The 14190-nt window shown below is 44.7% G+C and carries 6 protein-coding genes; 2 read left to right on the forward strand and 4 right to left on the reverse strand.

Annotated features, from left to right (window positions below; all coding sequences use genetic code 11):
• Window positions 1-437: 437 nt before the first annotated feature.
• The gene (rsd, locus tag L1D21_RS15065) at window positions 438-905 is read left to right on the forward strand and encodes a sigma D regulator (protein ID WP_239846097.1); all 468 of its coding nucleotides are present in this window, start codon (window positions 438-440) and stop codon (window positions 903-905) included.
• 94 nt (window positions 906-999) lie between these two features.
• Here the strand turns inward: rsd and acnB are convergent, their stop codons facing one another.
• Window positions 1000-3597, reverse strand: a complete 2598-nt coding sequence (acnB, locus tag L1D21_RS15070; RefSeq protein WP_239846098.1) for a bifunctional aconitate hydratase 2/2-methylisocitrate dehydratase — start codon at window positions 3595-3597, stop codon at window positions 1000-1002.
• A 406-nt stretch (window positions 3598-4003) separates the two neighbouring features.
• Between acnB and hxpB the strand changes: the two genes are divergently transcribed.
• Window positions 4004-4669, forward strand: coding sequence for a hexitol phosphatase HxpB (gene hxpB, locus L1D21_RS15075; RefSeq protein WP_239846099.1), 666 nt, complete (start codon window positions 4004-4006; stop codon window positions 4667-4669).
• A 201-nt stretch (window positions 4670-4870) separates the two neighbouring features.
• Here hxpB and L1D21_RS15080 read toward each other — a convergent pair whose 3' ends face one another.
• From L1D21_RS15080 to L1D21_RS15090, 3 genes are all read right to left on the reverse strand, one after another.
• The gene (locus L1D21_RS15080) at window positions 4871-6925 is read right to left on the reverse strand and encodes a M13-type metalloendopeptidase (RefSeq protein WP_239846100.1); all 2055 of its coding nucleotides are present in this window, start codon (window positions 6923-6925) and stop codon (window positions 4871-4873) included.
• 227 nt (window positions 6926-7152) lie between these two features.
• Window positions 7153-9366: a patatin-like phospholipase family protein gene (locus L1D21_RS15085; RefSeq protein WP_239846101.1), complete on the reverse strand. Its 2214-nt coding sequence runs from the start codon at window positions 9364-9366 to the stop codon at window positions 7153-7155.
• Window positions 9367-9463: 97 nt separating this feature from the next.
• A complete protein-coding gene (locus L1D21_RS15090) occupies window positions 9464-13927 on the reverse strand; it encodes an EAL domain-containing protein (protein WP_239846102.1) in 4464 nt (1487 codons plus the stop codon).
• Window positions 13928-14190: the final 263 nt, after the last annotated feature.

The following is a 14190-nucleotide window of genomic DNA, read 5'->3' on the forward strand; positions in this document are numbered from 1 at the left end:
TTTAGCATTTACGCGAATAAAGTAACCTGCGTCAGTACATTTATGTGACAAACACCGCTTGAATATTAATTTGTCCCACCTAAGCACACTTTTTACGCCAAATAACTCGGCCGCAATTAACCCACCGAGTTCCCAATATGACAGAAAAAAGTTGCACCCCTATCTTGGCTTTGGTATAAAAAGTCTGCGCTAGCAAGAACAATCAAGAAGCTCGTCGTATCGAGCCCGCTATACCAATACTCGCCCAGCGATAGTTTTCTATCGCTGGGCATTTTATTTTTTGCACAAAAATAAATCCGTTTATCGCTAAGTTTGTATACAAAACAAACCGCTAAACTCTGTCCGATTATCGTCTTTCTACGACTAAAAAAGAGTTGATCAAAGCAGCAATTGTCACCTACATTAGAAGTCATAGGACTACTTCGATGGGGAACATCATGCTAAAGCAATTAGAAAGAGCCGAGCAAAAATGGCGAGGCTCGAATACCCTGATTGACCAATGGCTCCATAATCGACGCAAATTGTTGGTGCAATATTGCCAAATTGCCGGCTTACCTCCATACGAAGCACTCGACAAATCCCTACCGTCATTTCAGTCCATCAAAGATTTTTGTGACCTGCTGGTCGACTATGTATCGGAAGGTCATTTCGAAGTCTATAACCGAGTCGTCAACGACTGCGCCAAACATAGCGAATCGAGCCAAGCACTGGCACAAAACATCGTGCCTAAGATTAGCGAAACCACGGATCTGGCTCTCGACTTCAATGATAAATACACCAGCGCCGAAGACGACCAAGTGTTATATCAATTAGATCAAGACCTCTCCTCTCTCGGCGATACAATGGAAACCCGCTTTCAACTTGAAGATCAACTACTAGAAGTCCTTCACAGTAAATACTCTTAAAACTTAGGCCTAGTGCCACAGCGTCATCATTTAAAATAGCCAACAAAAAAGGCCAGCTAACAAGCTGGCCTTTTGTATTCAATAACTTAAACTGTTAAACCGCTGATTGGAAAATCACTTCACCGGCTTTTTGAGTATAAGAGTCAAGTTGATCGAAGTTCAGGTAGCGATAAGTATCCGCTGCCGTCGCATCTAACTCTTTGGCGTAATCTTGATACTCTTGTGCACTTGGTAGACGACCCAATAGTGCGGCAACGGCTGCCAATTCAGCCGAAGCCAAATAAACGTTAGCACCTGTACCTAAGCGGTTAGGGAAGTTACGGGTAGAAGTTGATACCACTGTAGCACCTTCAGCAACACGCGCCTGGTTACCCATACATAATGAACAACCAGGGATCTCGATACGCGCACCGACGCGACCGAAAATAGCATAGTAGCCTTCTTCAGTTAACTGATCACGGTCCATCTTAGTTGGTGGCGCAATCCATAGACGCGTAGGCAAGGTCTTAGCAAACTTGTCTAGCATCTTACCCGTAGCACGGAAGTGACCAATGTTGGTCATACAAGAACCAACGAACACTTCGTCAATCTTGGTTTCTGCTACAGATGACAGTAATACGGCATCATCTGGATCGTTTGGTGCACACAGAATTGGCTCTTTGATCTCATTCAAATCGATTTCGATCACTTCAGCATATTCGGCATCGTTATCAGCAGACATTAGTTCTGGGTTAGCAATCCACTCTTGCATCGCAGTAATACGACGTTCGATAGTACGACGGTCGCCATAACCTTCAGCAATCATCCACTTCAACATCACGATGTTAGAGTTTAGGTATTCGATGATCGGCTCTTTATCCAGCTTAATTGTACAACCTGCAGCACTACGCTCAGCAGATGCATCTGACAATTCAAATGCTTGCTCAACTTTAAGATGCTCTAAACCTTCAATTTCAAGCACGCGGCCAGAGAAAGCGTTGATCTTACCTTTCTTCTCAACCGTAAGCAGACCCATTTCGATCGCTTTAAGCGGAATTGCATGTACTAGGTCACGTAGCGTGATACCTGGCTGCATTTCACCTTTAAAGCGAACTAATACTGACTCAGGCATATCCAACGGCATAACACCAGTTGCGGCTGCGAAAGCCACCAGACCAGAGCCTGCAGGGAATGAAATACCAATTGGGAAGCGAGTATGCGAGTCACCACCAGTACCGACTGTATCCGGTAGTAGCATACGGTTTAACCAAGAGTGAATAACACCGTCACCTGGACGTAGCGAAACACCACCACGGTTCATGATGAAGTCAGGTAGAGTGTGGTGAGTATTCACGTCAACTGGCTTTGGATAAGCCGCAGTGTGACAGAAAGACTGCATAGTCAAATCGGCACTGAAACCAAGACAGGCTAAATCTTTTAGCTCATCACGTGTCATAGGGCCGGTAGTATCTTGCGAACCAACTGAAGTCATCTTAGGTTCACAGTATTGACCAGGGCGAACACCTGCAACACCACAGGCTTTACCGACCATCTTCTGAGCAAGGGTATAACCTTTACCCGAATCGGCAACGTCTTGAGGACGAACGAATACATCTGATGCTGCTAGACCTAAGGTTTCACGAGCGCGGTCAGTCAAACCACGACCAATGATCAATGGAATACGACCACCGGCACGCACTTCGTCAAGAAGTACTGCAGTTTTTAGCTTGAACTCAGAAATCACTTCGTCAGTGCCATGACGCTTAACGACACCTTGATATGGATAGATGTCGATAACATCGCCCATGTTCATTTCGCTAACATCAAGCTCGATCGGTAAAGCGCCCGCATCTTCCATAGTGTTGAAGAAAATAGGTGCGATTTTACCGCCTAAGCAGAAACCACCAGCACGCTTATTAGGGACATAAGGAATATCATCCCCCATGAACCACAATACTGAGTTTGTCGCTGACTTACGTGAAGAACCGGTACCGACAACATCACCAACATAAACTAATGGATGACCCTTGCCTTTTAATGCTTCAATCTCTTCGATTGGACCTTTAACACCCGCTTCATCAGGAACGATACCGTCACGAGCATTTTTCAGCATAGCGAGTGCATGCAATGGAATATCTGGACGAGACCAAGCATCTGGCGCTGGAGACAAGTCATCGGTGTTAGTCTCACCGGTCACCTTGAATACAGTCAGAGTCACTTTCTCAGCCAGTTTAGGACGGTTTAGGAACCACTCCGCATTAGCCCAAGACTCAACCACTTGCTTCGCAAAGTTGTTACCCGCTTGCATCTTCTCAACCACATCGTGGTAAGCATCAAACATCAACAAGGTGTTAGATAAGGCTTTAGCCGCTAATGGAGCTTGTGCTTTGTCATCTAATTGAGCGATAAGTGGTTCGATATTGTAACCACCCTGCATAGTACCTAGCAGTTCAACGGCGCGCTCTGAAGAAAGAATTGGAGACGTCACTTCGCCTTTAGCAAGCGCATCTAAGAAGCCAGCTTTTACATATGCAGCTTCATCAACACCTGGGGGAATTCGGTTTTCCAACAGATCGAGCACAAATTGCTCTTCACCCGCTGGAGGATTTTTTACTAATTCGATTAATTCGGCCACTTGATGGGCATCTAGTGGCTTAGGGACTACGCCCTCTGCAGCACGTTCTTCGACGTGTTTACGATATGCTTCTAGCACGGCAACATTCCTCTTAGTTTGGCGTTCTAACAGCGAAACTGCACGTCTTCAATAATGAAGCTAACAGTCAAGCAGGCTCAACCCGTATTTCCGGGCGCATTATACTACAGCTTTACAAAAGTATGAATCAGATCACACTCTTAGAAGTGAGAAATTCCAAGTATTCTCAAGGGCGGATGGAAATTTACCTTAGCGATTAAACAAATGACATTAGACAATAGTTTGAAATGAGTTATAACTCAATGATTAATAATGATTTCAAGAAATACCATCAAATAAACTAAACACAGTTATCGATTCCTTTATCGATTAAATTAATCTAAAAAAATCTATCTAAAGTTTCGCTATCGGCTACCAATGCACGTAATATTTCCATCGATATTTGCCATCAGCAGTAGGATTTAAAATGAGCAAAGCAGGTCTATCGGCCGTCATCTTCGATATGGACGGCGTATTAATCGACTCAGAACCCAATTGGCAAACTGCCGAGCTTAAAGTGTTTGGTCAATTGGGCTTAAACATCAGCCTCGAAGACACGTTGAAAACCACCGGACTGCGTATCGATCAGGTGGTTGAGTATTGGTATCAGCGTCAACCTTGGGATCATTATGATAATCGGGCCACCGCCAATGCCATTATTGATCAAGTGATAGCGGATATTTTAGCTGATGGCGAGGCGATGACGGGAGTCATCGATGCCCTGACAGCCTGCAAATCGCTCGGGCTTAAAGTGGGTTTGGCGACCTCATCTTCAACGCGATTGATTGACGCCGTGATGCAACGACTGAATTTGGCCGAGTATTTCGATGCTTTCTGCAGTGCCGAAGCCCTCACTTGGGGCAAGCCACATCCAGAGGTTTATCTCAATTGTGCTAATGCCTTAGGGGTTGCTCCTGAGCGTTGCCTCGCCATCGAAGATTCTTTTAATGGTCTGATTGCAGCTAGGGCGGCCAACATGCATACCGTGGTGATCCCAGCCATGCATGAGGCGAACCAAGCAAAATGGGCGGCAGCTCATCAACAGCTCGACTCACTTGAACAATTAGCAGATTACCTTAAACAAGTGCTATAGATTTGGCTTATCAATTTAAGATTCATTAACTGCTTTATAAATAACCTGAACTCAGGATAACGAGTGTCGAAAATCTAAATTTAACAAGCCAATCAAGGTGCTCAGCTTATCCCGAACTCAGGTTAAATAGAAATCTGATATGAAAAAGCCCATCAAATGATGGGCTTTAAATTTAATCACTAAGCAATTTAGTTAATGCTATTACCAGATTTTAACGCGGTCATCTGGTGCTAAGTACATCTCATCGCCAGCTTTAACATCGAAGGCTTTATAGAAAGCTTCAACATTTTGCGGAGTACCCATAGCACGGAAATGGCTTGGTGAATGTGGATCTGTCATTAGACGACGAGCCAACTCTTCATCGCGATAATTACGACGCCACACTTGTGACCAACCAATGAAGAAGCGTTGATCGCCAGTAAGACCATCGATAATCGGTGCTTCTTTACCGTTGAGGCTCATTTTGTATGACAGCTGAGCTACGGTTAAACCACCTAAGTCACCGATGTTTTCACCCAAGGTCAGATCACCATTAACGAACTTACCTGGTAGAGCTTCGAAACCGCTGTACTGTGCAGACAACTGCTTACCGCGTTTCTGGAACTCTTCACGGTCTTTATCAGACCACCAGTTACGTAGGTTACCGTCACCATCATATTTCGCCCCTTGGTCATCGAAACCGTGACTAATCTCATGGCCGATCACAGCACCGATGCCGCCATAGTTAACCGCATCATCGGCTTCCATATTGAAAAAAGGTGGCTGTAGAATCGCTGCAGGGAACACGATTTCATTCATTACTGGATTGTAATAAGCGTTAATCGTTTGCGGTGTCATGTGCCACTCGGTGCGATCTATCGGTTGACCTAATTTGTTGATCATATCTGAGTAAGCAAATTTAGCGTAACTTAAGAAGTTACCCACTAAATCGTCTGCCGAGATTTCAAGTTCTGAGTAGTCTTTCCATTTATCTGGATAACCAATCTTATAAGTGAACTTAGACAGTTTTTCCTGAGCCGCGACTTTGGTTTCTGGCGTCATCCACTCAAGCTGGTTAATACTCACTTCAAAGCCTTTAATCAGGTTTTGAATCATGGCTTCCATACGGGCTTTCGCTTCTGGGGTAAAGTTTTCCTTCACGTACTCTTTACCCACTAACTCGCCCATTACCACATCGGCTGAATCCACTGCACGCTTCCAACGAGGCTTCTGCTCTTGGATCCCTTTGAGGGTTTTATCGTGGAAGGCAAAGTTCAGATCGACAAAGTTTTTGCTCAATACAGTGGCGAAGTTATCCACCAAATGGAAGGCTAAATAATCTTGCCATGCCGTCACCGGAATTTGATTAAACTGCGCACCAAACTTCTCAAAATACGAAGGCTGACCGATGATCACATCATCAGTTTTACCCTTCAAACCTGTGGTTTCGATGAAGCGAGCAAAATCAAAATCACCTGTGAGTGTTTCAACATCGGCCAATGACATCTTGTTGTAACGCTTGTTCGCATCGCGAGTCTCAACTCGACTCCACTGACTTTCTGCGATGAAGTGCTCGATATCGGCAACGCTTTTCGCTGCACGTTGTGGCTCGCCATATCCCGCTTCGGTCATTAAATCGATAACGTACTTGTTAAGCGCTTCACGGTTGGCTACAAATTTTGCATCATCTTTGAGGTAGTAATCACGATCAGGCAGAGTTAAGCCAGACTGATTGACATAGACCGCATATTGGGTCGAATTTTTGGCATCGTTATTAACATAAAAGCCCAATGGAATACCTGAACCACTGGTTAATAATGAGCCCATTAGACCAGCAATATCGTCATGGGTTTTAGCGCTGGCAATATTGGCCAACATCCCATTCAGCGGAGTCACACCCAATTTTTCAATGGTGTCGGTATCCATGTAACTGACATAAAAATCACCGACTTTTTGTTCGCTACTGCCAGCCACTTTATCTTTTTTCGCCGCAGCGGCTTCGATGATTTTCTTTAGCTCATTTTGGCTGTGTTCATACAGAACCGAAAATGCACCGTAATTCGATTTATCAGCTGGAATAGGTGTGTTAGCTAACCAGTGACCATTTACGCTGTAATACAGATCGTCCTGAAAACGAACGGCCGGATCGAAATTGGCTTTTTCAACACCCGATACTTTTACACTTTGCACACTTTCTGTTGCGGTAGGCTCATTGCTACACGCTGTCATGCCCAGCCCTAAAGCGATAGCAAAGGCTAATTGACTTACTCTTTTCATGTTTCCCCCGGTGGATTTTGTTATCATTCGCGGCTTTACAGCAACTTAAACAATGGCAAACACATTAACAGCCAACTTAGGCTGAATGTAGCTTCATTTTGTAACCATCTGTTACCTTTTGAGCTCTGTTAACAATTTCGATAGCCTTTCATCAAGTTTGTTAGCAATTGACCCAAACTTCATAGCGATAGATAACAACACCCATCTCAATTAAAACCTTTAACGAACTACCAATTCTTACCTAAGAAGAGGAAGATCGACTTCTCGCCATCATCAGCCCAACCAAAACCTAATGCGGCCGGACCGACGGAAGTATCGGTACCAAAATAGACGCTACCACCATAAATAAGATCGCCTAAATTAACCTCTTCCCGGCTCATCCAGATATTCCCCGCCTCGAAACTTGTGCCTAAATATAGCGGGTAATCTGTCATGCCGAGCATATCGCGACCAAGATCATATTGATAAATGAACGCACCAAACACCTTGTGCGGCCCCACCAAAGATTTTTTATGGTAGCCCGATAAGTTAAGGAAACCACCAAGTTCCGCCACATGTACGCTCAACTCAGGCTCATCATCGACTGTGGCCAGTGAAGCCATGCCCACGAAAGCGTGATTTTTGAAACTCAAAGCTCCACGCCAGTTAGCCTCAACCTGTAATGAGGTACCCGGTTCCTGTTTACCACTGGTACTGGGGTTTTGATCCTTACGGTAATAAAAGTCTAAAGTGATGCGGTTACCCGAAGTGGGGAAGTTAATGCTGTCTAAATTATCGAAGCCAAATTTTAGATAAGCACCATAAGAGGAATAATCGAGGTTTTCGGTGAAAATGGCATTTTCCAAATCCCCTCGCTCGGTGGTAACCCCCACCTCAATCACACCCTCTTTGATATAGTTCATGCCAATCCCTAAATCGGCACGATAATTGGTCTGATCTAAATTCAATACTCGCACATTATTAGAATACAGCGGCCAATCCTTGTTGGAATATGAAAGCTCAGTGCGGGCAAAAAAGCGTTGGTCTGGATCTAACGGAAGATAAAACTCAGAGGATAAGAGTTTTTCAAATCCGAGTCGTATCGCGTTACGCCACTCACCACCATATTGAGTCAAGTCAGTCATCACATACGCCACATCCAAAGCCACGTATGAATCTAAGCTAAAGTTATCTTCCCAGCTAAAGCCCAATTGAAAATAGTTCGGGCCCCAAGACTTAGCCTGAGTATCTAAGACGAGTACCCGACCTTCATCGGTATCGATAAATTCGGCATTAACTCGCTCAAACTTATCCAGTGCATAGACATTGTTTATCCCCTGCTCTAAGGTCGCCTTATCCACCACCTCACCTTCTTTAATACCCAAGGTTTCACGCAGCAGGGTCGCACTGACTTTAGAATTATTTTTAAAGCGGATCTCGACCACGGGTTTATCAACGTTAGCCTTCCAGGCTAGGCTGACCGCGGTTTTATGAGCCTGATAGGCAGCGTAAGCCTCTGGTACTAATGACAATGTCTTTAATTTATCAATTTGTGCTAGGGTAGCTTCTTCGCCCAAACGATAAGCCTCAGGCATCACACTAAAATCTGTGGTACTCATTTCTCCTACATCGGGACGAATCAAGATATCGGTATCAGTCAATAGCAGCTTTTGTCGTTCGGTACTGGCATTAGTCAACATGGTCGATAACTGATTCAATACGGCTACCGTGCTTTGTAACTGCTCCCGCGGTACTAATGACGAACCAATATCCACCGCAATAACAATATCGGCACCCATCTCTTTAACGATATCTACGGGCATATTGTTGGCAATACCGCCATCGACCACCAGCTTGCCTTCATATTCTGCAGGTTGCAACGCACCTGGCACTGTCGCCGATGCTTGCATAGCTTCGACTAAACTCCCCCGGCTCATCACCACGGCTTTGCTGGTTTCAAGATCGGTGGCTACTGCGCGATAAGGAATGGCTAACTGGTCGAAATGTTCATAACGGTGGACGAGATCGGTAGAGTTTTGTAGCAACAATGACATGGTTTGCCCACGTAACAAACCCGATGGGGTTTTCATTTCATTGTCACTGTAACCAACATTAATAGGAATATTAAATCTGTCGCGCTGCTGTTTATCTCGGTAACTTAAAGAGGCCCGCGGAATGGTATCGTAATAACCTGAGTCCCAATCTGCCCCCATCATAATGGTTTCAATTTCGCTAGCACTGTAACCCAAGGCATACATGCCCGCGACAAAGGCACCGATACTGGTACCCGCGATATAATCCACAGGAATATGATTTTCTTCCAGCGCTTTAAGCACTGCGATATGAGCAGCACCCTTAGCGCCACCACCACTGAGTGCCAAACCCACCTTGGGGCGAACTTCGGCTGCAGAAACGGCAACCATATAACTCCAACACAGGCACAGCACAAAAAAACGTTTCATATAGGGATCAGGATTTACGTTGTTGTAATAAGGAGTCTACATTCTAGCAAAGTTTTCGTTTAACCAATATGTCAGCTTTTCACGCAAAAATAATTACTTATAAAGTTTCAGAGACCTTATGAGACAAGAAGTTTTCAAAATCTTCAACCGCCATGGGTTTAGAAAAATAATAACCTTGGATCACATAACAGCCTCGGCCTAGCACCTGTTCAAGTTGCTCTTGGGTTTCAACCCCTTCGGCAACCACTTTCAATTTCAGGTTACGGGCGAGTTCGATAATACTGCTCACGATCGCTTGGTCGGCCTCGTTATTGGCGATATCGATAAGAAAGGAGCGATCGATTTTTAAAGTGCTGACATCGAAGCTGCGAAGATATGCCAATGAAGAATAACCGGTACCAAAATCATCAATGGCGACCCTAATGCCTAATTCACGCAATGCCTTCAAATGACTCTTGGCAATATGCAGCTCTTTCATCAGCACGCCTTCGGTTATCTCTAACCCCAATCCCTGTGGTGACATTCCCGTCGAGTCCAGCAATTGTTTCACATATTGGATAAAGCCCGGTTGCCTAAATTGCACCGCCGAAACGTTTACCGATAACTTGAATGTATAATCCAGCTGTTTCGCCCATTGTGCGCCTTGTATACAAGCTTGTTTTAGCACCCAACGGTCAATATCGATAATTAAGCCACAAGACTCGGCCACCTTGATAAAAATATCCGCCGGAATATAGCCCTCTTTCGGATGACACCAACGCAGCAAGGCTTCGACTCCCACGACTCGATCATCATTTAAAGTGTCAATTTGTGGCTGGAAATAAAGTTCAAACTCCTCTCGCTCGATGGCTTTACGTAAATCGGCTTCCAGTTTCAAGTGGTACAAGGCTTCGACATTACGTTCGGCAGAGAAATATTGGAAATTGCCACGACCGATATCTTTAGCGTAATACATCGCCTGGTCAGCATTTTTAATTAAACTCTCTGGCTGTAACGCATCATCGGGCCACAGACTGACCCCAATACTGGTGGAGATAAAAAACTCTCGGCCAAACAGCTTAAATGGCTTTTCAATTTGTTGAATGATCGCTTCACAAAGGTGGTTAATCTCGTCGATATCGCCTTGATTGCCTAATAAGATAACAAACTCATCACCGCCAAAGCGGCACAAGGTATGTTGTTCACCAACACTGGATTGTAGTCGGTTGGATGCCTCAACCAGTAGTGCATCTCCCATGCTGTGGCCATAGGAGTCATTGACGTTTTTAAAACGATCTAAGTCGAGGAACAGCAGGGCTAACTTATCTTTATCGGGATTGGAATGTTCAATCGTCTTAGCCAATCGCTGAGAAAACGATGAACGATTGGGCAAGCCGGTTAACACATCATAATTCGCCAGACGACGTAAATCGGCTTCGGTGCGTTTACGTTCTGTGATATCGGAGAAAACCGCCACATAGTGAGAAATCATGCCGCGTTCATCATTCATGGTCGATAGATTCAACCACACAGGACAAATCGTATCATTACTGGCATAAAATTCATGCTCGCCAGTCCAAGTCCGTTTTTGATCCAGCATCAAATGGATATCATCACTGCGCTCTTTACTGTGATGCACCAGGTCTGAAAACTCACGCTCACTCAACTCTTCGGCACTCATCTCAAAAATGGATTGCGCCGCCTTGTTAGACACTTTAATTCTCTCATCTGCATCGAGAATCAACACCCCTTCAGAGGTATTAGCAAACGCCTGAGCCAACAGCTTAACATCGTCTTCAAGTTGTCTTTGGGCGGTAATATCAGTGTAGATCCCAGCCACTTTATTAACTAAACCGCTGGAGGGATCAAATTCGACAGGTCGTCCACGGACTCGATTCCATCCCCAAGTATCATCTTTACGACGATAACGATATTCCACGTCGAAGCGCTCATCATGTTTATCGAGCACTCGCTGCCAAGCCAACATCACCCCATCATTATCATCTTCATGAATAGGGAAGCCTTTGTGAGTCACCATCACCGAACCTTCAGCCGTTGGTGAGTCAGGTGCTTTACTCTCTAAACTGAAAAGGCCAGTGTTTCTATGCCATTCCCATAATTTGGAATCGCTACCTCGCAATGACTGACGTAATCGTTCTTCACTATCTTGCAAGGCATGATTAACCCGCTTAAATGCATCAATTTGCTGCTGCCTAAGCCAGAAAAAAGTCAAGCCGCCCAATAATAAAGACACCAATAACAGTGCCTTAAACCAGCCATGATTCCACCAGTAATCCTCCACAATAAAGGAGTAAGAATAAGGCCGCTTCGACCACAAGCCGTTATGTTCGCTTAATATATCTAAGGTATATTGCCCTGCAGATAAACCCGTCACATTCACCTGTGATTGGCCATTTAGCTGCAAATAATTGGCTTTGGTGGTGTTGTTCTTACGATGCAGCCGATACTGTAACTGCAGCGGGGTATCGGTAAGATAGTCTTGGCTAGTCAGCTGAAAACTGATCATTCTGACACCGGGCTCAATCACCATATTGGCGACCGGATTCAGGGCCACATTGGTCTTATCTTGGTAATAAGCCGACACAGACTCCAACATCACACTGTTATTCGCTAAGCGGTTAGTCAGTTTTGCCACATCTAAAAGTGCGACACCATCAGGGCTGCCCACATATAGCCCGACATTAGGCTCATAATACGCCGCACCGTCATTGAGCTCATCGCTTATCAAGCCATCTTGTTTCTTAAAGACTTTGACTTCGCCACTGTTGAGATCTTGTCTGACTAACGAGGTGGCGCAGCCCACAACACGGTAACGTGGAGACTGCTCGACAAAATAGACCGAACTACAATCGAGTTGCCATTTTTGCGACAACATTTGTACCTTGCCTGACTTGGGATGATATTCGACTAAGCCTTTAGGTGAGGTGCCTAGCCATAACACACCAGGCTCAACCTCTTTGATATAACTGACATCGACGGAAATATTGGCATCGGCGAAGATATCGTTGCGAGAATAAAACACCTGGTTTTCGTCAAGATAGCCAAAAGCATTATCCCCACCGAGCCACAATCTTCCAGTCGTGTCACGGAAGATTGAACGGATCGCCGTTTTCCTCACGCTGCCACCGACACTTTTAACCGGCACCTCAACAGGCTCTAAGGTATTTTTGTCCCAATAAAACACACCTGTCGCCGAAACAAACCATATACGTTGGGTCAGCAAAGGGTCGGGATAATTAAAGTAGACCATCTTATTCTCAAGAGATGATTTACCGCCACTCCAATGAGAAAAACGTTCAGCAGTCTGCTGTTCGCGATAGTACACATATAAGCCGTTGGTGGTTCCTAATAACAGGTGTTTATCATCTAACGGTAGCAGGCTGTAAACACTGTCATTGACCTCCATGCCCTCAGGCAAAATCAATTTGCTGCTTTTGTTGCGACGATCAACATCAATTAAGCCTTTGTCCACACCTAACCAAAGGCGATCTTGTTCACTATAAATCCCCCACACCATCTCCCCCTCTAATTGATAAGGAAGTTTATGGGTGAAGTTATCAAGCACAAATTCGGGTTCATCCGCCAACACAGCCAAGCCATCACCAGAGCCGCCTACCCAAATTAAATTGTTATCGTCGACACCAATATCGTAAACATAATCTAAGTCAGCCGCGCGCTTTAGTTCATCCCTGAAGCGCTTAAATAGATGGGTATCTGGGTTCCATTTGAGCAAGTCTTCTCGGCTCGACAACCATAGGTTACCCAGCTTATCTTGCGCCATTTTAGTGATGTAAAATGCCATTTCTGGCACTTTTTCTACCTTCACCTCATCAGGATAAACGCGATATAAACCGCGACTCGAACTCAACCATAGTCGGCCAGCACTATCTTCAAACAGGTTTTTAATTAACCCCAGCGATTCATCCCAAGGGAAAACGGCCCTTAGCATGCCCAAGCTGTCGCGTAATTGCAGTTCACGCCGATTGCCGACAATCAGTTGGTCATTGCCCACTTTAGCCAGCACTGACCATGGTTGATCGGGATTTTGAGGTAATTGCGTAATGAGTGTTAGCGATGAGGCTGCATAATCGAAGTGATATAGCTTGCCGCTATAATCGAGCAAAATATAACTGCCATCATTTTGTCGAGTCATGGCATGCAAGCCATTTCTTTTGAAGTTAGGAAAAAGGTGGCCACTGCCAAATTGAACAAATTCGTCAGTGAGTAAATTATATAGATAGGTATTTGTGTAACTACTGACTAATAAATGGGTCTTGCTTAGCGGGGTGGTAAAGGAGATCACTTCATCAGACAAGCGAATATTTTTACCATTACTGTCGATACGTCTGGCATTGGTGTCACTAATCCGATACAAACCCGCTTCAGTGGACAGCCAAGTATATCCATACTCATCGAAGCTAATATCGTTGACGGTTGCATTGCCTAACCCATCTCTGGCGCTAAAGACTCGTTGCACTAAGTCAGTCGCCGACACAGGCATGGTCATAGCGACAAGCAGTGCACAGCAAGCAATGAAGCGTAGGCCGTAGCGATCACCCATAAATAAACAAACTCTTTAATCTACTCATTTTGCAGCAAAGGGTATTTTCCAATAACACCTCGATTTATTTTGAACCACACCAAGATAAAACACATAACTCGCACGGCATTGTTAATAACTAGAACCTGGAATAACGAGTGTCGAAAATTCTAAATTTATCAAACTAAATCAATGCAATAACTGATTAATTTGAACAGAAAATCAATTTTATAACTGAATGCACAGATTTTTGCGCATATTCAAGGCGCTCTGCTTACTTCCGA

This window comes from Shewanella sp. Isolate11 (genome assembly GCF_022398315.1).
In the GTDB taxonomy this organism is placed as follows: Bacteria; Pseudomonadota; Gammaproteobacteria; order Enterobacterales; family Shewanellaceae; genus Shewanella.

Bases quoted from the DNA above. Each gene is read 5' to 3' on its own strand.
- L1D21_RS15080 (WP_239846100.1), bottom strand. From the start codon at position 6,925: ATGAAAAGAGTAAGTCAATTAGCCTTTGCTATCGCTTTAGGGCTGGGC.
- rsd (WP_239846097.1), top strand. From the start codon at position 438: ATGCTAAAGCAATTAGAAAGAGCCGAGCAAAAATGGCGAGGCTCGAAT.
- hxpB (WP_239846099.1), top strand. From the start codon at position 4,004: ATGAGCAAAGCAGGTCTATCGGCCGTCATCTTCGATATGGACGGCGTA.
- L1D21_RS15085 (WP_239846101.1), bottom strand. From the start codon at position 9,366: ATGAAACGTTTTTTTGTGCTGTGCCTGTGTTGGAGTTATATGGTTGCC.
- L1D21_RS15090 (WP_239846102.1), bottom strand. From the start codon at position 13,927: ATGGGTGATCGCTACGGCCTACGCTTCATTGCTTGCTGTGCACTGCTT.